The sequence below is a fragment of the Cutibacterium sp. genome (genome assembly GCF_030525615.1).
GTDB lineage: Bacteria > Actinomycetota > Actinomycetes > Propionibacteriales > Propionibacteriaceae > Cutibacterium.
Genome location: NZ_JAUNEJ010000005.1, coordinates 121433 through 146845 on the forward strand (window position 1 = coordinate 121433; position 25413 = coordinate 146845).

The 25413-nt window shown below is 59.9% G+C and carries 16 protein-coding genes and 1 pseudogene; 6 read left to right on the plus strand and 11 right to left on the minus strand.

Translation table 11 applies throughout. The features are described 5' to 3' along the window. Window positions 1–22: 22 nt before the first annotated feature. The 4 genes from ligA to Q4B98_RS08605 all read right to left on the minus strand — a co-directional run bounded on the left by ligA (window position 23) and on the right by Q4B98_RS08605 (window position 4658). The gene (gene ligA, locus Q4B98_RS08590; protein WP_303196747.1) at window positions 23–2245 is read right to left on the minus strand and encodes an NAD-dependent DNA ligase LigA; all 2223 of its coding nucleotides are present in this window, start codon (window positions 2243–2245) and stop codon (window positions 23–25) included. Window positions 2246–2360: 115 nt separating this feature from the next. Further along, a complete protein-coding gene (locus Q4B98_RS08595; RefSeq protein WP_303196748.1) occupies window positions 2361–3623 on the minus strand; it encodes a histidine-type phosphatase in 1263 nt (420 codons plus the stop codon). A 3-nt stretch (window positions 3624–3626) separates the two neighbouring features. Then, window positions 3627–3929: a hypothetical protein gene (locus tag Q4B98_RS08600; RefSeq protein WP_303196750.1), complete on the minus strand. Its 303-nt coding sequence runs from the start codon at window positions 3927–3929 to the stop codon at window positions 3627–3629. Window positions 3930–4055: 126 nt separating this feature from the next. Continuing rightward, complete coding sequence (locus tag Q4B98_RS08605; RefSeq protein WP_303196752.1) at window positions 4056–4658, minus strand: DsbA family protein; 603 nt, start codon at window positions 4656–4658, stop codon at window positions 4056–4058. Window positions 4659–4829: 171 nt separating this feature from the next. On the opposite strand from Q4B98_RS08605, the gene pepN reads away from it, so the two are divergent. After that, the gene (gene pepN / locus Q4B98_RS08610; protein ID WP_303196754.1) at window positions 4830–7442 is read left to right on the plus strand and encodes an aminopeptidase N; all 2613 of its coding nucleotides are present in this window, start codon (window positions 4830–4832) and stop codon (window positions 7440–7442) included. 86 nt (window positions 7443–7528) lie between these two features. Here pepN and Q4B98_RS08615 read toward each other — a convergent pair whose 3' ends face one another. Then, on the minus strand, window positions 7529–7711 hold the full coding sequence (locus Q4B98_RS08615; RefSeq protein ID WP_303196756.1) for a hypothetical protein: 183 nt from the start codon (window positions 7709–7711) through the stop codon (window positions 7529–7531). Between the two features lie 348 nt (window positions 7712–8059). On the opposite strand from Q4B98_RS08615, the gene Q4B98_RS08620 reads away from it, so the two are divergent. The 3 genes and pseudogenes from Q4B98_RS08620 (at window position 8060) to Q4B98_RS08630 (ending at window position 12477) form a co-directional block, all read left to right on the plus strand. After that, window positions 8060–9007, plus strand: coding sequence for a hypothetical protein (locus tag Q4B98_RS08620; protein ID WP_303196758.1), 948 nt, complete (start codon window positions 8060–8062; stop codon window positions 9005–9007). Between the two features lie 256 nt (window positions 9008–9263). After that, window positions 9264–10711, plus strand: a pseudogene (gene gndA / locus Q4B98_RS08625) (NADP-dependent phosphogluconate dehydrogenase). A 92-nt stretch (window positions 10712–10803) separates the two neighbouring features. Then, window positions 10804–12477: a glycoside hydrolase family 13 protein gene (locus Q4B98_RS08630; RefSeq protein WP_303196760.1), complete on the plus strand. Its 1674-nt coding sequence runs from the start codon at window positions 10804–10806 to the stop codon at window positions 12475–12477. Window positions 12478–12484: 7 nt separating this feature from the next. Here Q4B98_RS08630 and Q4B98_RS08635 read toward each other — a convergent pair whose 3' ends face one another. Both Q4B98_RS08635 and Q4B98_RS08640 read right to left on the minus strand, forming a co-directional pair. After that, window positions 12485–13330, minus strand: a complete 846-nt coding sequence (locus Q4B98_RS08635) for a thioesterase family protein (RefSeq protein WP_303196761.1) — start codon at window positions 13328–13330, stop codon at window positions 12485–12487. Next, window positions 13327–15237 (minus strand): long-chain fatty acid--CoA ligase, encoded by a 1911-nt coding sequence (locus tag Q4B98_RS08640; RefSeq protein WP_303196762.1) that lies wholly within the window; start codon window positions 15235–15237, stop codon window positions 13327–13329. Before Q4B98_RS08640 ends, Q4B98_RS08635 begins: the two co-directional genes overlap by 4 nt. Before the next feature lie 142 nt (window positions 15238–15379). Between Q4B98_RS08640 and Q4B98_RS08645 the strand changes: the two genes are divergently transcribed. After that, on the plus strand, window positions 15380–15934 hold the full coding sequence (locus Q4B98_RS08645) for a MarR family winged helix-turn-helix transcriptional regulator (protein WP_303196789.1): 555 nt from the start codon (window positions 15380–15382) through the stop codon (window positions 15932–15934). A gap of 4 nt (window positions 15935–15938) precedes the next feature. Beyond that, the gene (locus Q4B98_RS08650; protein ID WP_303196763.1) at window positions 15939–18842 is read left to right on the plus strand and encodes an FAD-binding and (Fe-S)-binding domain-containing protein; all 2904 of its coding nucleotides are present in this window, start codon (window positions 15939–15941) and stop codon (window positions 18840–18842) included. A gap of 666 nt (window positions 18843–19508) precedes the next feature. Here the strand turns inward: Q4B98_RS08650 and ettA are convergent. From ettA to Q4B98_RS08670, 4 genes are all read right to left on the minus strand, one after another. Beyond that, on the minus strand, window positions 19509–21194 hold the full coding sequence (gene ettA / locus Q4B98_RS08655; protein ID WP_303196764.1) for an energy-dependent translational throttle protein EttA: 1686 nt from the start codon (window positions 21192–21194) through the stop codon (window positions 19509–19511). Between the two features lie 119 nt (window positions 21195–21313). Continuing rightward, window positions 21314–21781 (minus strand): single-stranded DNA-binding protein, encoded by a 468-nt coding sequence (locus Q4B98_RS08660; protein WP_303196765.1) that lies wholly within the window; start codon window positions 21779–21781, stop codon window positions 21314–21316. 177 nt (window positions 21782–21958) lie between these two features. Beyond that, on the minus strand, window positions 21959–23563 hold the full coding sequence (locus Q4B98_RS08665; protein ID WP_303196766.1) for a GTPase: 1605 nt from the start codon (window positions 23561–23563) through the stop codon (window positions 21959–21961). Then, the gene (locus Q4B98_RS08670) at window positions 23560–25410 is read right to left on the minus strand and encodes an ABC transporter (protein WP_303196768.1); all 1851 of its coding nucleotides are present in this window, start codon (window positions 25408–25410) and stop codon (window positions 23560–23562) included. Before Q4B98_RS08670 ends, Q4B98_RS08665 begins: the two co-directional genes overlap by 4 nt. Window positions 25411–25413: the final 3 nt, after the last annotated feature.

Genomic DNA, 25413 nt, shown 5'->3' on the forward strand with positions numbered 1-25413 from the left:
GGTAATCACGGACGATCGACCTTCACGCCGTGGTTGGAACTCCTTGTGGCCCTCTATCGAGCAGGTATCGAAATCCTTCCTCATTGAGAATCGGACGCCCTAGTTCGCGCGCCTTGGTTTCCTTGGATCCGGCATTCTCCCCTACAACCACGTAGTCAGTTTTCTTCGAAACAGATCCTGCAGCCTTGCCACCTCGCGAAACAATGGCCTCCTTGGCCTCGTCACGGGTAAATCCCTCCAAACTTCCCGTGACAACCACGGTTAGCCCTTCCAAGGTCTGCTCAGGAGTCTCATCGTGGTCATCGGCCATACGGACTCCGGCGGCGGACCACCGATTGACGATCTCCTGGTGCCAATCGACCTCAAACCACTGCTTCACGGATTCCGCGATGATTCCGCCCACTCCGTCGACCCCGGCAAGTTCCTCCACGGATGCCTCCCGGATAGCCGGCAGCGAACCAAAGTGACCGGCCAAAGCTCGCGCCGCCGTCGGACCAACGTGACGAATCGACAGCGCTACCAAGACCCGCCACAAGGGCTGCGATTTGGCCTTGGCTAATTCGTCGAACATTTTCTTCGTCGTCGCGGTCGGAACAGAAGGCTTCTTCGCAGTTGGCTTCGTGAAGAAGTACGGCTCGCGCTGCCAAGGTCCCAGTTCGCCACGGATCTTGCGGCGACGCCACACCTTGACACCAGCCAAATCATCGGGCTGAAGATCAAAGAGCCCTGCCTCTGAAGTGAGAACTGGGGTTTGACGCTCGGGAAGTCCTTCCGCGACATCTCCGTCGTCTGGACGCTGGTTTTCCGGGTCGGTCAGAGCGATGGAGGCCTCCCAGCCGAGCGCCTCGATGTCAAAAGCACCACGTGACGCCAAACCGAATACCCTCTCTCGCAGTTGGGAGGGGCATTCCTTCGCATTTGGACAGCGAAGATCCTTGTCACCGTCCTTTTCATAGGCCAGTTCAGCCCCACAACTGGGACAGTGATCGGGCATGACAAACTCTCGCTCAGAACCGTCCCGCAGTTCGACTACTGGCCCCAGAATCTCAGGAATGACATCTCCGGCTTTGCGTAGCACCACCGTGTCTCCGATAAGTACGCCCTTGCGCTTGACTTCGAAAGCGTTGTGAAGGGTCGCCATCTCGACCGTCGATCCCGCAACGGTCACCGGCTTCATGACCCCGTAAGGAGTAACGCGCCCCGTCCTTCCGACATTGACACGGATGTCGAGCAGCTCGGTGTTGACCTCCTCAGGCGGGTATTTATATGCGATGGCCCATCGGGGTGCTCGAGAGGTGGCGCCAAGTTTCCGTTGCAGATGGATGTCGTCGACCTTGACCACCACGCCGTCAATCTGATGTGCGGCCTCGTCACGCGACTGTCCCCAGTGGGTGACGAACTCGTGCACCTGCGTGGCATCCTCGACAAGTTTGAAATACGGTGACACTGGCAAGCCCCATTCGGCGAGCTTGTCGTATGCGTGCCCCTGACTAGGGAATTCATGACCCTCAACGGCGCCGATCCCGTGAACAATCATCGACAGCGGCCGCGACGCCGTTACCCGGGGGTTCTTCTGTCGAAGGGACCCCGCAGCCGCATTACGCGGATTAGCGAAAGGACTCTTGCCCGCCTCGATCAGAGCGGCGTTGAGGCCAGCAAAGTCAGCCACCGGGAAAAACACCTCACCTCGTACCTCAAGCAGGCTTGGGATGTCCTCACCACTCAATTTGTGCGGTATCGCCTTGATGGTACGAACGTTTGCAGTGACATCCTCACCAACGCGACCGTCGCCTCGAGTGGCCCCCGAGACGAGTTCACCATCGCGGTACACAAGATCAACGGCAAGACCATCGATCTTGAGCTCGCACAGAAAGCTCGGCACTCTTCCGACCGCCGTGGCGACCCTGTTCATCCACTCCGAAAGCTCATCGCGAGTGAAGACGTTGTCCAAACTCAACAGGCGTTCCACATGCTCCACCGGGGCGAAGTCGGTAACCCGCTGTGGAGCCCCGACCTGCTGAGTAGGCGAATTTGGGGTTCTCAACCCCGGGTGATCGTTCTCGATCTTGGCGAGCTCGATCATGAGCTGGTCGTATTCGGCGTCGGAGATCGTTGGAGCGTCGTTGGCATAATAGGCGTCCTGGGCGTCCAGGATACGCTTGGTCAGTTCAGTCCAGCGATGGCGCGCCGCGGACTCCGACTCGCTAGCCTCCAACTCGTCGCCTCTGGTGGGATCGTCAACCATGGTCCCATCCTTGCGCAGTTCACACGCCTCTGCACTCAGCTGTGGCCCCACGTGCCCCTGGGGCGACCGTGGTAACCACGGAAGCTCCGCAGCTACCCGACGTCACTGCGGTTCGTCACGCTCCCGTGGCCGGAAGCGCCACAGCGAAGTCTCCACGCTTGCTCGAAGTTGCGGTGCCAGCGGTGGCGGAGGGGGCTGGCGCACTCGACGGCTCTCCCCCGTCCGGCTTCACCAACCAACCACCATCAGTGATCGATGTACCTGTAAGACCGTGCTTGAGCTCGTCAACGGTGTAAAAGAACGAGTTTGCCGAGACAGGGCGGCAGCCGCGCCCAAAAGTGGCCTGCTGCTCGTTAAGAAGCATCCCGACGACCTTCTGACCTGACCGTGACTCGAAGACATCCCATTGCACGTTGGCGGCCAGCGACGCAACTGCAGCACCCCGCCTGTCGGTGGCCTGCCAGAAGTTGGTATCGTCGGAGCTGATCTGACTACGAGAGCCGGGGGCGCCAATGAGCGCCTCGAAAGGAATGAGCGTCTCAGCGTGGGCAAACCGCAAGATAGCTGATCTCTTGGGGTGATCCTTCGTCTGCTGGTCAATCTGGGCCAGGAAATCCCCAAGAAGAGGACGAGCATTGCGATAGGCGATATCCGACCCATTGAATCCAGGTCCCTTCTCGGCGAAATCCTCGGCGTCCAAGGACATCGCGAACACATTCGCCTGCTCTGTCGTGAAGTACTTGGCGAAGTTGACCTTGGTCTCAGCTGCCATCGACGGGGCAATGATGTACAGGTTGTACAGGTTCAGTGCCGCGTCGACCTCGTTCTTGGCCTGCTTTCCCTCGGGAGTCTTGAAGGTCCACTCTCCTGCCGCCAACCGGTCGACGAAGCCCTTCGTATAGATCTTTTCCAGAACCTCACGGGCAGCCTCACGAACCTCCGGACGCGAGTTCACGGCACCGACGTAATCAGAGAGTTTCTCGCTGTCCTGGTACTCCTGGTAGGCCTTGTAGTCCGGACTGGACTTGTCCTTGTGGAAGTACAACGTTGTGGTATCAGCCTTGATGGCGCGCGTCGTATGTCCCCTGAGCTGCGGGGTGCCGTGGAGCAATCCGGTGACGAAGTGATATCCGGACTCCGCAGCACGCGGTTCTCCCGAAGATTTCACCACGACCGAGGTGCCATCCGCATTGAAGATCTCGGGCATACGGCGCGCCAGACGCTCACCCAATTGACGATGCTGCTCAGTCCCCAATTCCGTGAGGTTGCCGTACCCCTTCTCGAACTCGTTGCCCTTGCTGAGTTCCACTCCGTCAGCCTCCATCTGCGCCCAGGTGTCCTCGTTACCGAGATCCTCATTGGCCTCATGGAGCCTCATGGCTTACGCGTAAACATCGCGACCGAAGGGAGCCACGGCTCCCAACTCGTTGGCTTTTTCCCAGATCGCCATCGTCAAGGCGTCGTACTTGAAACTCGATAAACCACGGGAACCATGACGGGCAATGACCTGCGTATTGACAGGGTGGAATCCAGCCGGCGGGGCTTGCAACTCTCCACCGGGATAGCGGTACGGAGTCTTTGTCGACAGCGAGTTCTCGGTAGCGGCATGAGCAATCGGCGCACAAGTAAAAGCCAGGCACCCGACAGTCACGGCGCTAAGAACGCGGATCGGCGTGGAGTTCATGGTTGGCTCCCGAGACGATCGATCGGTTTAACCAGACCCTTGTCGATGAGAACGTCACTTCCACGTCCGACAGGTAACACCCCATCGACATCCCGATGAACTTACAAAGCCAGTCCGTGGCGCAGATCAGTCCACGATCGGTCCGACAGCGCGGGTCCGCTTCAGCTCAAAGAACCCCGGGTAGGCCGTCATCTTTTCGAACCCGTCAAAGAGCTGCCCGGCCTCTTCACCCCTGGGAGCCGGAGAAATCACCGGGCCGAACAGGGCCATCCCGTTGATGTGGAGAACAGGAGTACCGACGTCTTGACCGACCGGGTCCATACCCTCGTGATGTGAAGCACGCATAGCCTCGTCGAAACCGCCCTTGTCGGCACGCTTGGCAATGGACTCGTCGAATCCACATTCAGCCAGGGCAGCCTTAACGGTCTCGATACTGCGCTCCTCCTTGCGAAGGTGATAGCGACTTCCAAGAGCGGTGTAGAAGCTACGGACAGGTTCCTGGCCATAGACCTCCGCAACCCCAGTGGCAGCCCGGGCACCAATCCACGCTTTCTCCATCTCGGCGCGGTAGTCGTCGGGGAGATCACGTCCCTCATTGAGGACAGCCAAACTCATAGCGTGAAAAATAGTGTGAACATTACGCACTTTCTCCACCTCAAGCATCCATCGCGACGTGATCCATGCCCACGGACAGGACGGATCAAACCAAAAATCAACTGCAGTGCTCATGCCACCAGTGCAACTGACGCGCACCTGCACGCAAAGACCTACCTCATCATTGTTCGCGCAACGCGCATTACCACTACGACATACACTCTGCGCTTAACGAGACACCGAAAGGCCAGAACGATAGAGTCTCATGAGAATTGTTGGGTGCTTTTGTGCTCCCATACCTAACGCATGTTCCACGGAGGCATGATGAGTTCGGTGAACATCACTCGTGAGGAGGCGCAGCGGCGCTCCCAGGTCATCACGGCGCACAGCTCAAAGGTGCTGGTTGATCTTTCTGGGCGTGACCCCAACGGCGATCGGCTAGCCGAGCCGACCGAAACCTTCGTCTCCTCGTCGACTATCAAGTTCTCGTCGACCGGCGGTGAAAGCCATCTCGATCTCATTGCTGACGGTGTGTACGCCGCAGATCTCGACGGCACCCCGCTGGATCCGGCCACATTCTCGAATAATCGTTTCCCATTCACCACAGAATCGGGAACTCACGAAATCACAGTTACGGCACTGTGTCGATACTCACATTCAGGTGAAGGCTTGCACCGCTTCGTCGATCCCGCCGACGGCAAGGTTTACCTCTATACCCAGTTTGAGATTGCTGATGCCAGGCGTATGTACGCTAATTTTGAACAGCCAGATCAAAAGATGACTTTCGAGCTACACGTCATTGCTCCGACTGGTTGGACCGTCGTTTCAAACGCCCCCACCCCCGAGCCTACGGAAGGCCCCTGGGAAGGAATGTCACGATGGTCTTTTGAGCCGACTCTTCCGATTTCGACCTACCTGACGGCCCTCGTTGCCGGCGAATACCACGTTAATCACGGAACCATTCACGCGTCATCGGGCGACATGGACGCTGACATCCTGTGCCGTCAGTCGATGAAGAAGTATCTAGACGCCGACCGCATCCGCACCACGACCCAGCGCGGGTTTGACGTTTACGAGTCTGAATTCGGTTACCCGTACCCATTCGGCAAATACACCCAGTCCTTCGTACCGGAATTTAACGCCGGTGCCATGGAGAACGCCGCGTGCGTCACCCACCGTGACGACCTGTTGTTCCGGTCGCGAGTCACCGCGGCTGCCTACGAGAACCGCGACAACACCATCCTTCACGAGCTCGCCCATATGTGGTTTGGCGATCTTGTCACGATGAAGTGGTGGGACGACATCTGGCTCAACGAATCCTTCGCCGAGTGGGCTTCCCACCACTGCCAGGAGAAAATCGTCGAGAAGCACGGTGGCATTGACCCGTGGGTGTCCTTCGCGAACCAGCGTAAGACGTGGGGTTATACTCAAGATCAGTTGCCGACAACTCACCCAATTGCCGCCGACATGGTTGATCTCGACACCGTTGAGCAGAACTTTGACGGCATCACCTATGCCAAGGGTGCCTCGGCTTTGAAGCAGCTGGTGGCCTTCGTCGGAGAGGCGCAATTCCTGGCCGGAGTGCGCACGTACTTCGCTGAGAACGCGTTCTCCAACACCGAGCTCAAGGACCTCCTCCACCAGCTCCAGGTGGCGTCGGGACGAGACCTGTCCTCATTCACAGAACAGTGGCTGCGCACTCCTGGGGTCAATACCGTCTGCCCAGATTACGACGTCGATAACAACGGCAAGTTTACCCGTTTCGACATCGTGCAAACGGCCACCGAAAAGTACCCCACGCTGCGCACCCATCGTCTGGGCATCGGCATTTACACGCTGACGGACGGAAAGCTAGTCCGTTCAGAACGCCTCGACGTCGACATCCACGACGAGCGCACCCCCATCGCTGCTCTGGTGGGGCATTCCTGCGGTGATCTGGTCCTGCTGAACGACGCCGATCTGACCTACGCGAAGGTTCGCCTGACTCATCGCTCAATGGCCACCCTCATCGAGCACATTGACGCCCTGTCTGATCCGCTGGCCCGCGCTCTGTGCTGGGGTTCCGCGTGGGATATGTGCCGCGACGCCGAGATGAAGGCCCAGGACTACGTCACCCTGGTTGGCAAGGGACTCCCCAGCGAGACCGACCTGACCGCAGTCACCTCCCTCATCCGCCAGGCGACCACCGCCGCGATCTCGTACACCAGCCCGGAGAACCGTCAAGACGTACGCAGTAACCTCGTAGCGATCTTGGCGAAGGGATTGCGTGACGCCAAGCCCGGTTCAGACCACCAGGTGGCCTACGCGAATGGTCTGGCTGCTGCTGCCACGATAGATGCCACTGCTTTGCTTCTGGGATGGCTTAACGGTGAGGAAGTGCCCGAGGGCCTCGACATCGACCAAGGAATGCGGTGGCGTCTCCTCATTGCCTTGGCTCGAATGGGCCAAGTGGGCGAACCCGAAATCACTGCCGAGTTGCAGCGAGACAACACCATCTCCGGGTCGGAGCAGGCTACTGGCGCCCGAGCCGCGATACCCACGGCCGAGGCGAAACAGGCTACTTGGCAGCGCGCCACAAGCGATGACTCCGTACCCAATGAAACCTACCGCCAGCTCGTCAGCCAGTTCATTCAGCCTAATCAGGCCGAGGTGCTCTCGAAGTACGTCGACCCTTATCTCGACCTGTGCAGGGCCATCGATTCCCGCGAAGGACAATGGGCCAATGCCGGTCACGCCCAGATCCAGAACGCCTTGACATGGCTGTTCCCGAGCACCGAGACCATTGACGGGGCCTGGCTCGACAAACTCGACGGTTGGATTCGTCAGAACAATCCGGGCAGCACTGTACGTCGTGTTCTTGCCGAACGCGCCGATAATGCTCGCCGCGCCCTACGTTGCCAAGCCGCCAGTCGTCACTGAGCTGTTGACACATGGATGTGGCCCCGAACCCAAATGGTTCGGGGCCACCACTGTTATCTGTCCGCGCTTACGCTGCGCGACGAAGATCAGTCAGAGTCCTTGTTGCCGCGCTCCTTGGCGAAATGGATTCCCCAACCGACAAGGACGAACAGGATAGCCGTCGCGATCGGCCACACAACACACAACATGAGCAGGTGTACGGAGCTGAAGTCGGCTTCCGGCCAGCCGGGCAGAGTTTTCATGGGCACAAGGGCCAGCACATCGATCATGGCCTCAGCGTAGCGTCTTCGGGCTTCTTTTGAATCGTCCTTGACAGCCTTCACAGGAATGCGCCGCGGCCAGTAGGGGAAGATGACGCCTCTCGGACTCTTCTCGGTAATAGAGAGGGCATCTTCCCTGATCTACCACGCTCGACCAGGGCGACCCAATCCCAGAGATTCCTCTGAGCGGCCTCAGGGACACTGGGCGCCCTCGGTGGCTAAGTCGTGAAGTTCTTGTCAGGGTCCGGGACAACGTTCCTGGAAGTTATCCACACCTTTCTCAGCGAGGCTCGGCGACGTTATCCACAGATCCAAAAAAGCTGACGGATTCTCGGAGCTGCGACGATAACTGTTTGCATGAAGGAACTTGAACTAGATATGAGGGACAACGGCGGTGTCGTGCGGATACATCGCTTCAGTAAGACGCGCGGACAGGCAGACCGAGCTGTGAAAGCAGGTCGCGCGATACGTGTACTCCCAGGAATCGTCGCGGATGCCGGCCTGGCTGATGACCCCAAAATGAAGATACAGGCCATCCACATGTGGCATCGCGACGCCGTCATCATCGGCAAGGCCGCACTCGTCGCGCAGGGACTAATTCCACCAGGGAGGCGAACAAGAGATTTCAGCGTCGTCCGAGAGGTAGAAGCATTTTCACGGACACGAGGTATCAAGCGAGAAGGAATCCGCGTACACCGATGGCGAGTCCCAGGCCGCTACATCACTCAATACCGGGATGTTCCCATGGCGATTCCCGAAGCATCCGTCCTGTTACTGGCAGTTCGGGGAGAATGGGACTGGGTCTGTGAGGCTCTCCGACAAAAACTCGTCACTCCACGTTCCTGCCGGGCAGCCCGGTCGAGTCTTTCGTGGAAGTTTGGCCGCCATCGCATCTCAGCCGCCTTGGCTGATATTTCGTACAACCCATGGTCAGTGCCGGAATTGTGGCTCTCCCGGGCGCTTCGCGCAGTCGGTTTCACCGGATGGCGATCCAACCAGCGAGTGGACACAGCTGAGGGAGTTTTCACCCTCGACCAAGCGTTCGATGCTGAAAAGGTCGGAATTGAGGTCGATGGTCGCTGTGTGCACGGCACGCCCGAAGGTTACGAAGCGACCATGCTTCGTTCGGCGAGTTTAGATCGGCATGGCTGGCGGATGCTGCACATCACTCCGAAGATGCTTCGACAGCGGCCTCGGTTCGTATTGGAGTGGCTGTCACAGCGAATCCACAAAAGACATCGCCCTAGGTTCATGATGTCGGACCAGGAGCTTTCGCGGATCATGATTGGTGTAGCTCCAGTGTGATCCTCGCCGCTGCGTTTCCATCGAGCCATCCTGACGGGACGTCGCCTTCTCCAACCACCAGAGTGTCTAACTTCGCTGCGGTTAGCAATCCGCCATCGGTACGCCTCCGCCTGCTGTGGCGATCCCGCAAACATCGATGGGTTACGTCACAAAACCTCCACCGTTACCGCTATTTCACATCTTTTCCAGCCTGGCGCACCTATCGCTGCACGTGAACGCCTGGAAAGATAGAGGTAAGACATCTAGGAGGAACCACATGGCTGACTCTGTGCCGCAGACTGCCGAGGTCGGCGTCATCGGGATGGCCGTGATGGGGTCCAACCTGGCCCGCAACATGGCCCACAAGGGTTTCCGGGTTGCCATTTACAACCGCACAGCTTCACGTACCGACGAGGTCATTGCCGAGCACGGCACCGAGGGAACCTTTCTACCGTTCCATGATCTGGCTGACTTCGTAGCAAGCCTCGAGCGCCCGCGTCACATCGTCATGATGGTCAAGACTGGCCGTGGCACGGACGCCGTCATCAAGGAGATCACTCCCCTGCTCCAGCCCGGCGACGTTCTCGTCGATGGTGGAAACGTCTACTCCGGAGACACTCGCCGCCGCGAGGAGGCGCTTCGGCCAGCCGGTATTCACCACGTTGGCACCGGCATCTCGGGCGGCGAGGTCGGTGCCCTAGAAGGCCCGTCAATCATGCCAGGCGGCTCCAAGGCGTCCTACGAGGCGATATGCCCGGTTCTGGAGAGAATCTCGGCACAGGTCGACGGCGAATCCTGCTGCGCATGGATGGGCACTGACGGCTCCGGACACTTCGTCAAGATCGTCCATAACGGCATTGAGTACGCCGACATGCAGTTCATCGGCGAGGCCCACGCCGTGTTGCGTGCCGCAGGCCTGACGAACGCTGAGGCCGCAGACGTCTTCGAGTCCTGGAACCATGGTGATCTCGACTCGTACCTCGTCGAAATCACCTCCCGTGTGCTGCGTGCAAAGGATCCCCGCGACCCTGCCACCGATCTCCTTGACGTCATCCGCGACGAGGCGGGGATGAAGGGGACAGGCACCTGGACCGTCCAGACGGCTCTCGAGTTCGGAGTTGACGTCTCCACCATCGGCGAGGCTGTGTTCACTCGTTCGGTCTCCAGTGCTACGCCGGTGCGCAAGGCAAGCCAGCAAGCCCTTAAAGGACCGGATCGCACCATCTCGGTCGATGACCGCCGGGCCTTCATCGATGACGTCCGTGACGCCCTGTGGTCTGCCAAGATCGTTGCTTACACCCAAGGACTCGACGAGATCCGCAACGCTGCGGCCGAGTACAACTAGGAGGTCGACATAGGCTAAGTCGCGTCAGTCTGGCGCGGCGGGTGCATAATCCGTGCTCGCCTCCTCCAGCGCATCAAGGACGAGTATGCCGCCGGCAACCTCACCACCCTCCTGGAGGCCCCTCCATCAGAACCGAACTCGCTCGCTGCCAGCAGGCTTGGCGTCGTGTCATTGCCCAAGCCGTCAAGGCCGGAGTCCCGGTTCCGGGATTCTCCTCAGCCCTCGGCTATTACGACCAGGTCCGCGCTCCACGCCTCAATGCCGCCCTCACCCAGGGTCTGCGCGACCTCTTCGGTGCGCACAACTACCATTGTGTCGATGACGAGGGTTCCTGGCACATCCGTTGGTCGATCGACGGTCGCGAGGTTCGCACCGACTGACCTCACAGCTACGCCACGCCCGACGACATCGTAGGTCGCCGCCGTGAACTACCGTGCCCCTCTGACCGCACCGCAACTATTTGAGGAGTCCCATGGCCACCATTCCCGCCGCCAACGACTGGTGGAGGTCCGCCGTTGTCTATCAGGTGTACCCCCGTAGTTTCGCCGATTCGAACGGCGATGGTATCGGCGATATCCGTGGCATTATCGAACACCTTGACCACCTTGTATTTCTGGGCGTCGACGCTCTCTGGATCTCGCCGTGGTACCCTTCCCCACTGGCCGATGGCGGCTACGACGTCAGCGACTACTGCGACATCAATCCTGACTTCGGCACTCTCGACGACGCCGACGCGCTCGTGACACGCGCTCACGAATTAGGGCTGCGAATCATCATTGATCTCGTTCCCAACCATTCATCCGAGGAACATCCGTGGTTCAAGGAAGCTCTCGCTGCTGTCCCCGGTTCCCCTGAACGCGACCGCTACATCTTTCGAGATGGCCACGGTGTGAACGGCGAGCTGCCTCCAAACAACTGGCCGTCGGTGTTCGGAGGCAGCGCGTGGCAACGCATCACTGAATCTGACGGCACCCCTGGACAGTGGTATTTACACTTCTTCGACGTCTCCCAGCCCGACTGGAATTGGAAGAACCCCGAAGTCGTCAAAGAATTTGACCGCATTCTGAAGTTCTGGTTCGACCGCGGAGTCGATGGCTTCCGCATTGACGTTGCCAACTCGATGGTCAAGGAATCCGGCCTTCCTGACCTTCCCGAGAACGAGGAGATTGGCGAACTCGTAGGGAACAGCCCAATGTGGGATCAGCCCGGACTAGCACCCATCCAGCGCCGCTGGCGTGCCATCGCTGACGAATACCAAGACACCCCAGAGGGTCCACGTATGTTCGTCGCCGAAGCCTACCTGCCCCACGATCGTCTGGTGCGCTACCTCGAGCCTGACCGGCTGCACGCCTCGTTCAACTTCGAGTTCCTCCTTTCGGCGTGGTCGGCCGGTTCACTTCGCACCACCATTACCGAATCCTTGGCAGCCCACGAATCGGTGGGCGCAAGTGCCACCTGGGTGCTGGGGAACCACGACAACTTCCGACCAGTCTCGCGCTACGGCAAGCAGATTTCAGGTCTGGACTTTTCGGATCCCGCTCCTCCCCACGCTCAGTTCCATGGGACGCCAACCGACATTGTTCTAGGACGTCGTCGCGCCCGTGCTGCCGTCATGCTCGAGCTCGCCCTTCCCGGCGGTGCCTACGTGTATCAGGGTGAGGAACTCGGCCTGCCAGAAGTGGAAGATCTTCCCGACGATGTCCTGCAGGATCCCACCTGGGAGCGCTCTGAACACACCGACCGCGGGCGGGACGGCTGCCGGGTCCCATTGCCCTGGAGCGGGTCCGAGGCTCCTTATGGGTGGTCGTCGACCGATAACACTTGGCTCCCAATACCCAACACCTGGGCTGACTGGACGGTCGAGGCCGAGAAAAACGATCCGTCGTCCTTCCTGACTCTTTACCGCACTCTCCTAGCTGAACGTCGCGATAACCCTGCCCTAGGCGCTGGGACGATGAGGTGGAATGACTCCCCAGATGATGTCCTTGATTTCTCCCGAGAGCCTAACTTCCGTTGCGTCGTGAATTTCGGTGATGACGCCGTGCTGGTAATGGCCGACAGCGTCATCGTGGCCTCAGCCTCACTGGAAAACCACGGCGAACTCGCATTGATCGGGCGGGACCAAGCTGCCTGGTTACGATCCTGAACACCGATCAGTCTGTGATGAGGTGGGGTACCAAAGCCTCCCTTGTCTGGTCATCGATCGGAACCGACGCACCAGTTTCCGGATTGACGCACACGAGCACGGTAGCCGCGTCGACGGCAGAACCCTCGTCGGTAACGATCGACCCGGCGAGTGTCATTGACGAGTTCCCCAGCCGAATGAGTGCGGTGTGTACCTCGCACGAGCGCTGAGAGGGCAGAATCTGGCGTCGATAACGAATATCCTGACGCACGACCACCCACAGATGGTCTCCGGCACGTTTCATGCCCGATGACCACGACGTCGTCGCGAGGATCCTGGCCTCCTGTAGGTAACCAGCAATGCTGACGTTGTTGACGTGACCCTGCCGATCGACGTCAGACCATCGGATTGGTACCTCAACGATGTCACCGCCCCTGGAAACGTCGGCTATTTGGACCGGCCTCCACGGGGTCTCCTCAACCCTCATGGACTCAAAGGTGTCCTTCTCACTATCAGTGAGTCGACGCGGCCGCACAGCGTCAAAGTCATAGGGGCAAATAACCCCACGTGCTCGAACGACCTCGAGGCCATGGCGCCAGGCATGGTAATTCAGCACAATCTGTGCCGCGCCAATCTTGGAGCAGCCAACTTCGACTCGAAGTGGGCTTCCATCCACAACGAACGGGGCTAAAAACTCGACGTCCTGGGCGACGACGATAATCCCCGTGTCGAGCATTCCCTGGGCACTGGTGGCGCGAATCGCTTGGTGTCGAGATTCCTGAATCAGCTCGCTGATACGAACGTTATTGACGTGTCCCTGCGCATCCATGTCGGACCAGCGCAGAGGAATCTCGACGGCAACGCCTCCCGTCACGACCCGTCGCGTCCGTTGGCCGCACTCGGTTGGCCATTCTCGTCGGCATACATCTCGTTGACGACGGCGGCGTACTTTTTAGCCACGACACCGCGCCGAACCTTGAGACTCGTCGTCACCGAACGGCTATCTTCAGTCAGCTCATGGTCGAGGATCGCGAACCTCTTCACAGTCTCCCAGCGCTCGAGGCGCGAATTCGCACGATCGACATACCGCTGAATGCTGCGTCGCACATTAGGGTCTGCGGTCAGCTCTGCGTAACTGGCGTCAGGGCGGCCATGGCGGCGTCCCCACGTCATGAGGGAATCCTTCTCCAGAGTGAGCAGGGCTACCGCGTACTTGTGTCCCTCGCCGAGAACGACCGCGTTGGACAGGTACGGACAGTTAGCCATTAACGTGGCTTCCACCTTCTGAGGAGCGACGTACTTGCCACCCGAAGTCTTGAACAGATCACGCTTACGGTCGGTAATGCGCAAGTAGTTCATCTCATCGAATTCACCAATGTCGCCGGTGTGGAACCAGCCATCGGTGAACGCTTCGGCTGTCATATCGGGCAAATGGTGGTAGCCGCGAGCAACAATCGGCCCGGAGACGAGAATCTCACCATCATCGGCGATCCGCGCGAGGCATCCAGGGATGACCGGCCCCACGGTGCCGGATCGAATGGCGTCAGGTCCGCTAAAGAACGCGACTGCCCCAATCTCAGTTGCACCGTATCCCTCGACGATAGGAATCCCGGCAGAGGAGAACCACTGTTGGACCTGCTCCGACAACTTGGCACCGCCGCAGACCATGAACTCGACGCCACCGAGCTTGCGACGCAGGGTGGAGAAGACCAGTGCGTCAGCGATCTTCCGCTTGGCTGCAAGTACGGTCGGTACCTGTTCGCCTGCGTTACGGTATCGCTGGACGTCGCGTCCAGTTGCAAAGGCCCACCGCGAGACACGACTGGCCAGGCGTCCTTGCGGGTATGCCGTCATGACTCCGTTACGGATTTTTTCGAAAATGCGCGGCACTCCACACATCATGCGTGGTTTGACCTCGGCAAGGCTGCGCGCCAACCGCGGAATCCGAGGCTCGATGGCCTGGGTAAGCCCAATCTCCATACACATGGCGATGAGGCATTTCCCAAATGCGTGCGACAACGGCAACCACAGCATATGGATATCTCCGCCATGGAGCATACTGAGGGGCTGCTTCCACGCCTGCCCCATGTAGGTCCATACCTGGTGAGTCAGCTCCACTCCCTTAGGCTTGCCTGTCGTGCCCGAGGTGTAGATGAGAGTACACAGGTCATCGGGTTCGACCGAATCGATCATGCGACGCACTAGGTCCGGTTCCTCAGCCAGACGTCGACGCCCATTCGCAATGATCTGTGCCATGGTGATGAGCCGACGGTCACGAACGCCGGTCTCCTTGGAATCGTCGGCAAAGCTGATGATGTGTCGAACCACCTTGTCGACCTCGGGCCTGCCCTGAATCTTGGCGACCTGAGCCGTGGAATCCACGAAAAGAACTGACGACTCGGAGTCCACCAGAATGAAACTGGCCTCTTCCGGCCCGGAATTCGGGTAGATCGTCGTGGTGGCCGCACCAGCGCACGAGATGGCCATGTCGGCAATGATCCACTCTGTACGCGTTCCCGAGAGCAGAGCGACGCGTCCCTCACGAGGAACCCCCAACTCGATGAGTCCAGCTGCCACTTCGTGGGCCTGGCGGCGGAATTCAGCAAAGGTCATCGGAAGCCAGGTATTAGGCTCATCGTCGGGGCCGGAAGGGGTGAGGAAGGCTACGCGATTCGGATGAGCATCCGCTTGCCGGTCAAGCATCGCCGCGAAGTTCTTCGCCGAGGATGCAATAAGCTTCCGCTGCAGAGCAAGGGACTCCTCGTCACTCGTACGCCTCATCAACTCGCCCTCTCCTTGGTCATGTAATGACTTCTGCCACGCTATGCCATGCCGCATTGGCCGGTCCCCACAATTACCGACGGCACCCATAGGTAGGTGCCCACAGGAATAGACGAGGAACCTTCCCCACCCCGCAGGTACGATATTGCCCATGTCACAGGGCGGTTCCAGACCGAGTATTCAGGACGATGCGCCCTCGAATGCGCCGTCAACGAGGTTTTTTGAGGATGTCGAACCAGAAAAAAGGTCGACAGCTGACCCCTGGTTGAGCGCCGAACAGCAACACATCTGGCGAGCTTGGCTCCGTGGCTCAGCTCGTATCACCGGGTATCTGTCTAAAGATCTGCGTCGCCATGACCTCGAGCTGTGCGAGTACGAGATCCTTGTCACTCTTTCGGAGGCCCCCGGCTACGCGGTCCGGATGTCCATGCTTGCCACCGAAGTCCATCAGTCCAGATCGCGGCTCACCCACGCTATCGAGAGGCTCGAAAGCCGAGGCCTTGTGGTGCGTGAACCTGACGTTCGAGATCGTCGCGGTGTGGTGGCGCGACTGAACTCTGAGGGGATGGACCTGCTACGTCAGGCTGCCCCCGATTACGTCCGCGCGCTCCGCCGCATTTTCGTCGACCCGGTCGATCCGGAGGATTTCGCGGCCTTGGGACGGGCCATGAAGGCTGTACTTTCCGTGTCAGACTGAGCCCATGACGGCCACCACGGACATTCTCCAAGACTTTCGATCAACCCTAAGGGGTCTGGACTCCGCTGCCGTGGAAATCCTGGACGATTCCCGGCTGGCGCGTGCCCTTTACTCCTCCGATGCCTCGATCTATCGGGTTGTCCCTACTGCGGTTGCCCATCCACGCAGCACTGACGAGCTCTGCGCCTTGGTGACGGCGGCCAGCCACGTCGGGCTGCCCGTGACAACCCGTGGTGCCGGCACCACCTGCGCTGGCAATGCGGTTGGAACCGGCCTCATCATCGACACGTCAGCTCATCTCAACCACATCGTCTCCCTCGATCCTGAATCGGCTACTGCGGTCGTCGAACCTGGGGTGGTCCAGGACTGGCTTCAACATGCCGGAGCTCCCCACCAACTGCGATTTGGTCCTGACCCCTCCACATCGACCCGCTGCACCATCGGGGGAATGATCGGAAACAACGCTTGCGGGCCTCGGGCTTTGGGGTACGGACGTACTGGGGACAACATCGTCGACCTCGACTTACTTACCGCCAATGGACACATCACAACCCTGCGACCAGGTGACCTCACGGTTCCTTTCGCACAACGCTTGGCTGATCTGGCAGACGCGAACCTTGCGACCATCCGGACCGAATTCGCGACCTTCTCCCGCCAAGTTTCCGGATATTCCATGGAGTGGCTGCTGCCCGAGCGCGGTCGCAATCTCCCCGCATTCATCGCCGGCACCGAAGCGACCTTAGGTGTTGTCACGCGAGCAACAGTCCAGCTCGTACGCGAAGCACCTTGTGGACTGACGGTGGCACTGGGGTACCCGTCAATGTCCGAAGCAGCCGACGCTGTCACGGCTCTGCTGCCCTTCTCCCCCGTTGCTTGTGAGGGATTCGGGCGTCGGATCGTCGACGTGGTCTCCCGGGCAGGACGAGCGGTACCCGACCTGCCGCGTGGCGACGGGTGGATGTTCGTGGAGCTACGCGGTGATGATGAGACCGAGGTGGCGGCACGAGCCAAGGACATGGTCGCTGCCAGTGGATGCCTCGATGGCTGGGTGGTCTCCGATCCCCAACAGGCCGCAGCTCTATGGAAGATACGAGCTGACGGAGCAGGCTTGGCGGGTGTTAGCCTCGACAAACCGGCCTGGGCCGGATGGGAGGATTCCGCCGTTCCTGCTGCCGATCTCGGCTCTTACCTCCGCGACTTCGAGTCCCTGCTGAACGACCACGACCTCCATGGCCTGCCCTACGGTCACTTTGGCGAGGGATGTCTGCATTGCCGCATCGACTTCCCCCTCGACCGCCCCGATGGACCCCAGCGCTACCGTTCCTTCGTCACTGAAGCAGCAGCATTGGTAGCGCGACACGGCGGGTCAGTCTCCGGCGAACATGGTGACGGTCGGGCACGCTCGGCCTTGTTGGACACGATGTACTCCCCCGATGCCCTGAACCTCTTCAGCAAGGTCAAAGCCATCCTCGACCCGGACAACCTCTTCAACCCGGGGATTGTCGTCGACCCTGCGCCGCTCGAGGCGGCTATCCGTACCCACGAGTCCGCTCTTTCCCCAATCACCATCTCCCATCCGGAGTTCGCTGCTGATGTTCATCGCTGCACCGGGGTCGGTAAATGTATCGCCCACACTGCTCCCGGCTCCGTGATGTGCCCCTCGTACCAGGCTTCCGGACTCGAAGTAGACTCCACCCGAGGCCGGGCCAGCGTCCTCAAAGAAATGGTGAACGGAACCCTCATCGACGGTTGGGACTCCCCCGAGGTGGAGCGAGCCCTCGACCTCTGCATGGCGTGCAAAGGGTGTGCCCGCGACTGTCCTACCGGAATCGACATGGCGAGCTACCGCAGTACGGTCCTCCACGAGAAGTACCGCCACCGGCCTCGCCCGCGCTCCCACATGACCATGGGCTTGCTCCCTCTTTGGGAACGCCTCCTCAATCGGATCCCAGGAGGTCCCGCCCTGGCCAACAAAATGCTCTCAGTACCGGCTTTCACGCACCTGGCTCGATGGGCAGCTGGCGTCGATCAGCGCCGTCCACTTCCCCGGTTCCAGCCCTCGGCACGATTGGCTAGCGACCACGCAACCTCGGCGCAAGCCATCGTGGCGAATCAGGAAACTCCGACCTCAGCTGCTACCGAAACCTCCTCTCCCGGGTCGACCTCACCGACTCGCCGCAGCCAAGACAAGGGCGACGTCGTCATCTGGGTGGACTCCTTCTCCGACATGTTGGAAGGTTCGGACCTCTCTGCGGTCATTGCGGTATTAGCAGACGCTGGTTACCGACCCAGGGTCCTTTCTGACGACGTCTGCTGTGGATTGACCTGGATCACCACTGGTCAACTCGACGGTGCCCGTCGTCGGTTGCGGGCCGGACTGGCGGTCTTGGCTCCGCTCGCTGACGCCAATATCCCTGTAGTTGGGTTAGAACCGTCCTGCACAACTGTCTGGCGCGACGACGCCCTACACCTTCTCCCAGACGATCCACGGGTCACCCGTGTCGCCCGAAATATGCACACTGTCGCTGAAATGCTGGAAGCAGCAAACTGGACCCCACCCTCCCTGGCCGGACACACCGTTGTTGCACAACCCCACTGCCACCACGCATCGATCCTCGGCTTCGGTCCAGATCAGCGGCTGCTCGAAGCTGCGGGGGCAACGATTAAGGTTGTGCGCGGCTGCTGTGGTTATGCCGGGAATTTCGGCGTGGAAAACGGCCATTACGACTTTTCGGTGAAAGTCGCCCAGCATGACCTTCTGCCAGCTATTGAAGAAGCCGGGCCGCAGGCCATCATCTTGGCCGACGGGTTCTCCTGTCGCCGCCAAACCTCGGACTTGGCAGGACGCCGTGCCTTCACGTTGTCCGAGTTGTTTGCTTCACACCTGGTTTCACGCTCAGGACACTGACGGGGATCGCCCCAAGCCTCAAGCCCCGAGCCTCACGACAACACGCAGTGGGGAAAGAGTTAACCCGGGCTACCATCGGCCCGGGTTAACCGGAATACCCCGCCACATCACGGGGCGATAGCGACGACCTTGACTTCCTTGCCGGTAGCTACCTGAGAGCTGGGCCCCAGCCGGTTGTGGTGTGAAAGGGAGCTTGGCCTTGTTGACCAACGTCACGACCAATTCGGCCACTATCTTGCCCAGATCGGCAGAGGTCTCGGTGTCACTGGGCTAGGCGACGAGGATCTTCTGCGATTGCAGAGGCAGGGTATGCCCAGTGCCCGAGGTTGTCCCCGAGAGGCTCCCGCGACCGCCTCGCCGATTCCTGGTGATATCGAAGGCTTTCGGGTCCTAGAACATCCATGCGCACATGTAGCCCTTGCTCTTAGAAGAGTTTTCGAGTCTTGAGTTCCGACTCAGCAACAGTGTCGAGGACCTTCGACCGAGCAACACTACGGAAAACCTTCGGTCCAGTTGTCTCTGCCAGGCTCATGCCAGGTCACCGAGTCCGGCGAACATCTCGCCGAATGCACCGTCGAACCGATAACCACGGCGAACCTAAAACGGCGCCGAACCATCGCAACGCTCTAGCAATGGGACGGCGCCGTCAGGAAGAGGCAAGGACGATCAATCACGAGTAAGTCGACGATGCTTCGAAGCGTGTGGACGAGCAGCCTCTGGCCCGAGACGCTCAATCTTGTTGGCCTCGTAGTCGGCGAAGTTACCCTCGAACCAGAACCAGCGCGGTACACCGTCCTCGTCCTCACCCTCCCAGGCCAGGATATGGGTGGCGATACGGTCCAGGAACCAACGGTCGTGGGAGACGACCACAGCGCATCCTGGGAATTCCAACAAAGCATCCTCGAGGCTCGAGAGGGTCTCGACGTCGAGGTCATTGGTCGGCTCATCGAGCAGGAGGACATTGCCACCCTGTTTGAGGGTCAGCGCCAAGTTGAGGCGGTTCCGCTCTCCGCCGGAGAGCACACCGGCCTTCTTCTGCTGGTCCGGCCCTTTGAAACCAAAACTCGCCACATAGGCGCGCGAAGGCTCCTCGAAGTTCGCAACCTTGATGTAGTCCAGACCGTCCGAGACGACCTCCCAGACATTCTTCTCAGGGTCGATACCAGTACGATTCTGGTCAACGTACGAAAAACTGACTGTCTCTCCGACCTTGAGCGAGCCAGAATCGGCCTTTTCGAGTCCGACGATCGTCTTGAACAGAGTCGTCTTACCAACACCATTCGGACCGATAACTCCGACAATGCCGGCGCGCGGCAGGGTGAAGGAAAGGTCTTTGATGAGGACACGGTCGCCAAATCCCTTGCACAGGTGATTGGCTTCCAGCACGACGTTCCCCAGCCGAGGGCCCGGCGGAATGTTGATCTCGGCCGTGTCGATCTTGCGGTTACGCTCGGCTTCAGCAGCTAGCTCCTCGTAACGGGCCAGGCGGGCCTTGTTTTTGGCCTGTCGGGCTTTCGGTGAGGAGCGCACCCACTCCAGCTCCTTCTCAAGGATCTTGGCGCGCTTGGCGTCCTTCTTGCCTTCAATCTGAAGACGCTTGCGCTTGGTCTCCAGGTAGGTCGAATAGTTACCCTCATAGGGGTGCAGGTGGCCGCGATCGACCTCGCAAATCCACTCGGCAACGTGGTCGAGGAAGTAGCGGTCGTGGGTGACGGCGAGGACGGCGCCCGGGTAGGACTTCAGGTGCCCCTCGAGCCAGTTGACGGACTCAGCGTCCAGATGGTTGGTCGGCTCGTCGAGAAGTAGCAGGTCAGGCTGCTCAATGAGGAGCTTGCACAGCGCAACGCGACGACGCTCTCCACCGGAGAGAACATCGACGGGGGTGTCACCGGGAGGGCACTGCAAGGCGTCCATAGCCTGCTCAAGACGGGTGTCGATGTCCCAAGCGTTGGAATTGTCAAGCTCGGTCTGAAGCTCGCCCATCTCAGCCATGAGGGCATCAAAGTCGGCGTCGGGGTTGGCCATTTCGGCCGAAACTTCCTCAAACCGTGCAAGCTTTGCCTTGATGTCGCCAACAGCCTCCTCGACGTTCTCGCGGACGGTCTTGTCCTCGGTCAGCGGGGGCTCCTGAAGCAGGATTCCCACCGTGGCCCCCTTGGCGAGAGTGGCGTCACCGTTGTTCGGCTTGTCGAGTCCGGCCATCAACTTGAGCATCGTCGACTTGCCAGCGCCGTTCGGTCCGACAACACCAATCTTGGCACCCGGGAAGAACGACAGCGTCACATCGTCAAGAATGACCTTGTCACCCACCGCCTTTCGGACGTTATGCATGGTGTAGATGAACTCGGCCATCGGCACTCCTCCAGAATCTGCGGGACGGGGCGGTCGGCACCTCACCGACCGCTGCACAGTATGCCAGTCGCTATAACGACTCCCGTCACCAACTCATTCCCGGCGTATCATCTCAGACCTCACGACCCGACCAATTCAACGTCGTCATCAACCACCTCGTCGTCATCGTCCAGCTCGTCGCCGTGGGTCGGTGATTGATCGCGCGGCACGCGATCGTCGCCCAGAGGCGCCTCGGCCCGCTTTTCGGGACGGCGGCACACCGCCGACACTCGGGACAAATCCGGCCCGACATTACTTGCCACGACGATGAGTTGTTCATGCGAGCCTTCATCGTCAATCCAGTTGCGGGTGCGCAGCCGTCCAGTCACCATAACCGGGTCCCCCTTGTGCAAAGATACGGCGCAATTATCCGCGAGCCGACCATAAACGTGAACTGACAGCCACGTCGTCGTCCCGTCAACCCACTCGCCTTGTCTCATGACACGAGGAGTGTGGGCAACCCGGAATCGGGCTCCCCGCCACCCCTCGCCAATCTTCATCTCGACGTCCGTCCCGAGATTTCCGGTAAATGACACGTTCGCGTCCATCTGTGAGCTCCTTTCCACTCACAGACAGTTATCGTCGGGACCCCCGAGAATCCGCCAGCCAATGTCAGATCTGTGGATAACTCTGAATCAGCCGCCGACAGCCTTGTGGACAAGTCGGCATAGACACCTCTGCGTGGACGGCTCCGCACATACCGGGTCCATGGCCCTTAACCCTCGTCAGGAAGCCTGAAACAAGATCTTGACGACCTCGTCGTGGCGATCGAGTTCGTCGTTGACCGGATCGACAACTGATCGCCACGCCACGTCCGCGAGATTCGCCCGCAATTGTGACTTGGCATAATGCGCTGCAGCCTTGGCACCCGTTCGCACCCCAATTTGGCACAGCAGCGAAAGCACAATCCCCGCGACGACACCGCCCACCACAATGAGCGGCGGCACCGGAACGTTGTGCCATCTCACCGGCGAAATGTGGTACTGGAAATAGGCCATCAAACCATCCACCAACCACCACGCTGCCCCAGCCACCACGATGAGGATGAAAACCCACTGCACCACCCTCACCAGCTTCCACCAGCCGGTGCCGCGATGTACCCCCAAATCGGTGGAACCGACAGCGCGATCGATATCGTCAAGAAGGTTCTTACGGTTCGACAGCGAGGCTGCTCGCACCGCGTCGGCCCACGGCCGAGGCAGTCCCTTGGAAGCCTCCGACGCCACCGACCGCACTGCGGTGTCTACCTTGGCCCCCGCGACACCCACGCGTGCCGTCATGGCGCTTCGCTGCACATCGGTTGGCTCGTAAGACAGCTCTTTTTTAGGTCTTGAGCCCAAATCCAAATGCAGTCGATGTAACGGATCCTGGCGAATCTTCGACAGCCAGGACGTCACCGGCCAACCAGTGGCGTAATGGCCTCTCTCTCGGTACGCCTCCCGGGTTGCCTCAACAACAGGATCTACCCCACCCGCAGTGCACACGGCCTCGACCAATCGGTCAACCGAGTCCTGGCTCACCTGACCTGCCTCGTCACCGGTGACCTCCAACAAGTGTTGACAGACTTTATCGAGGTCGGCATGAAGACGAGCTGCCTGCACCTTCTTGGCGCGCACGGCACGAGCCACTGCGACGCGCATATCTTCCACACCCTCACCGGTGGTCGCCGAAATCGCCATAATCTGAGCCTCGACCAGACCTTCGGAATCCAACAGACGACGCATATCCCGCAGACAGTTTTTACGCTGTTTCTTGTCGAGGCGATCAATCTGGTTGAGAACGACCATCATGACCTCGGAATGGGTCGCCAGCGGCACCAAATAACGAGTGTGGAGCGCGGCGTCAGCATATTTCTGGGGATCGACGACCCACACGATCATGTCAACCATCTCGACCAGGCGATCCACCTCCAACCGGTGCTCGATTCGCACCGAGTCGTGGTCAGGAAGGTCGAGCAGCACGAGACCGTCGAGGTCATCGTCGCTACCCATGTGGTGACGGCGGGGAACATCAAGCCAGTCCAGCAGGGACTCCGCCGGCTCAGACCCCCACACAGCTGCCGTGGCTTTCGAGGTCGTCGGACGACGCACACCAGGATCAGCCAATTCCGCGCCCGCCAGGGCATTAAAGGTCGACGATTTCCCCGAACCGGTGGCACCGGCAAGGGCGACGACAGTGTGGTCACCGCCGATCCGGCAACGTTGATCCGCACGATCCAGCACCGCACGGGCATGATTGACCACTTCGTCAGGGATACGTCCAGCCGACAGATCCAAGGCCCTGCTCAGCAATCGGATACGCTTGGCAAGGTCAACGCGTCGTCTCTTCATCGTTCCCCCTGACGGGGTTCAGGCTGCACAACAACCGATGGTCCAATGAGTTCAGCGTCAAGGACGAGCATATCATTCCCCGGCTCGAGGACTCCGGAAATCTCACGAGTCTGCAGGCGAGTTCGGACAGACACCTGGTCATCGGTCGATTCCGGCGCTTCCTGCGCCTGGCGGACCGCCTCAATGGACGTGCGGATCTGGGCCGGAAGCTCTTCATCGACCCCCAGTTTCTCCAGCACACCCTGGTAGCGCGCCACCTCGTCGGTGAGCAGCCCGTCGACTCTGGCGTCGAGTTGTTGCTTGGCAACCTTCGCCAGACGCCTCACCGCGTCGTCACCAAACAGGGCCTCAAGAAGCCGCTGAGCAACGATGGCCGAGCCACCAGCAATGCCTGCTTCCGCGCCTGACAACCCTCCGGTGTGGGCAAAGACAACGAGCATGAGAGCGACGGAAACACCGTTGACACCGAATGCCATGAACCGAGCCTTGGACCGCTTATCCATGCCTTCGCCAGCAACCAACTCCATGACATCGCCCTGCCACTCCCTCACCATGCGAGAGACGGACTCCTCGAAGCTGCGCGACGGACGGCTCAGATCCTCGTCTACCCGTTCTAAAACGCCTCGGCCAGCCGGATCTGCCTGCCAGACAGCCTCGACTCGCTCACATCCGGCCTCGGTTTCGGCGATGATGAGACTCTCCAAGCCAGATTCCACCGCGACGCTGACCTTCTCAGCCTCTGGCGGTGCCCCTTTGAACGCCTGGATGACGCGGTCACGGAACCACGAAACCTTGGCCTCCATGGCCCGCATGAATTCTCCCGTTCCCACGAATTCGTGCCACCGTGCCAACACCTCACCACGCAGTAGAGTGCCGTCAGCAGACTGCGCAGCGATGGACTGTGAGGCTTCGGACATAATCGACTGAGCGTCCTCGGCTAATCTAGCCGTGGCAGCGACCTGGGCCTCTAGACCGGCAGCGACATATGACGACCGCTCGCACACTGAGCCGATGGCGCCAGACAGGGTGGACGCGATAACTTGACGCCGCTTCTGCTGGTCCTCAGCCAAACTCGACAGGAAGATTCGCAGCGGGGCAACAGCCCGTTCAGGCAGCAGCCCATCGGCATTGGTCTTGGTCTCCGGAACCGCAAACAGCGGTGAATCAGCCAGTCCACGCTCTGTCATGAGCCGGCCAAGGTCAGCCGGAACCTCCCTCATGGCCTCCGGCGGGACGCGGTCACAGACCACCGCGACCGAAGCGTGTCGTTCTTGGGCCTCGTTGAGGAAATCCCAAGGCACGGCATCTGCATAGCGGGCAGCTGAGGTGACGAAGATCCACAGATCAGCTGCCTGCAGTAATTGAGCAGCCAAGTCGCGGTTTCGCGCCACCACGGAATCAATGTCGGGGGCGTCCAACACGGCCAAACCCTTCGGGACCGCAGGCTCAATCACCAGTTGGAGGCTCGAAGCATCGTTACTGACCACCCGGGAGCGCACCAGCGTCGGCAGCACCCGGTCGCCGTCGAACCACACCGTGTCGTCAGGGTGGTGAACTAAAACCGGAGAGGTCGTTGTCGGACGAATGACGCCAGGCCGGCTCACTACTCGACCAACCAGTGAATTGACCAAGGTCGACTTTCCGGCACCCGTCGACCCGCCGACAACGGCCAGTAGCGGGGCGTCAATGGTTTCGAGGCGAGGAAGGACATAGTCGTTGAGCTGGTTGACGATTCGACGAGCCAGCCCTGCCTGAGCAATGGCCTCGGGCAGATCAAGAGGAAAATCGGCCTGCCGCAGGTCGTGCCGCAAGTCAGTCAGCGACAGCAACATCTGCTCAGTGTTCATGGT

What these genes read in the sequence shown, in the direction of transcription:
- pepN (WP_303196754.1), top strand. Translation starts at nt 4,830, where the DNA reads ATGTTCCACGGAGGCATGATGAGTTCGGTGAACATCACTCGTGAGGAG.
- Q4B98_RS08630 (WP_303196760.1), top strand. Translation starts at nt 10,804, where the DNA reads ATGGCCACCATTCCCGCCGCCAACGACTGGTGGAGGTCCGCCGTTGTC.
- Q4B98_RS08665 (WP_303196766.1), bottom strand. Translation starts at nt 23,563, where the DNA reads ATGAAGAGACGACGCGTTGACCTTGCCAAGCGTATCCGATTGCTGAGC.
- Q4B98_RS08600 (WP_303196750.1), bottom strand. Translation starts at nt 3,929, where the DNA reads ATGAACTCCACGCCGATCCGCGTTCTTAGCGCCGTGACTGTCGGGTGC.
- Q4B98_RS08615 (WP_303196756.1), bottom strand. Translation starts at nt 7,711, where the DNA reads ATGATCGATGTGCTGGCCCTTGTGCCCATGAAAACTCTGCCCGGCTGG.
- Q4B98_RS08605 (WP_303196752.1), bottom strand. Translation starts at nt 4,658, where the DNA reads ATGAGCACTGCAGTTGATTTTTGGTTTGATCCGTCCTGTCCGTGGGCA.
- Q4B98_RS08670 (WP_303196768.1), bottom strand. Translation starts at nt 25,410, where the DNA reads ATGAACACTGAGCAGATGTTGCTGTCGCTGACTGACTTGCGGCACGAC.
- ligA (WP_303196747.1), bottom strand. Translation starts at nt 2,245, where the DNA reads ATGGTTGACGATCCCACCAGAGGCGACGAGTTGGAGGCTAGCGAGTCG.
- Q4B98_RS08620 (WP_303196758.1), top strand. Translation starts at nt 8,060, where the DNA reads ATGAAGGAACTTGAACTAGATATGAGGGACAACGGCGGTGTCGTGCGG.
- Q4B98_RS08650 (WP_303196763.1), top strand. Translation starts at nt 15,939, where the DNA reads ATGACGGCCACCACGGACATTCTCCAAGACTTTCGATCAACCCTAAGG.
- Q4B98_RS08660 (WP_303196765.1), bottom strand. Translation starts at nt 21,781, where the DNA reads ATGGACGCGAACGTGTCATTTACCGGAAATCTCGGGACGGACGTCGAG.
- Q4B98_RS08640 (WP_303196762.1), bottom strand. Translation starts at nt 15,237, where the DNA reads ATGAGGCGTACGAGTGACGAGGAGTCCCTTGCTCTGCAGCGGAAGCTT.
- ettA (WP_303196764.1), bottom strand. Translation starts at nt 21,194, where the DNA reads ATGGCCGAGTTCATCTACACCATGCATAACGTCCGAAAGGCGGTGGGT.
- Q4B98_RS08595 (WP_303196748.1), bottom strand. Translation starts at nt 3,623, where the DNA reads ATGAGGCTCCATGAGGCCAATGAGGATCTCGGTAACGAGGACACCTGG.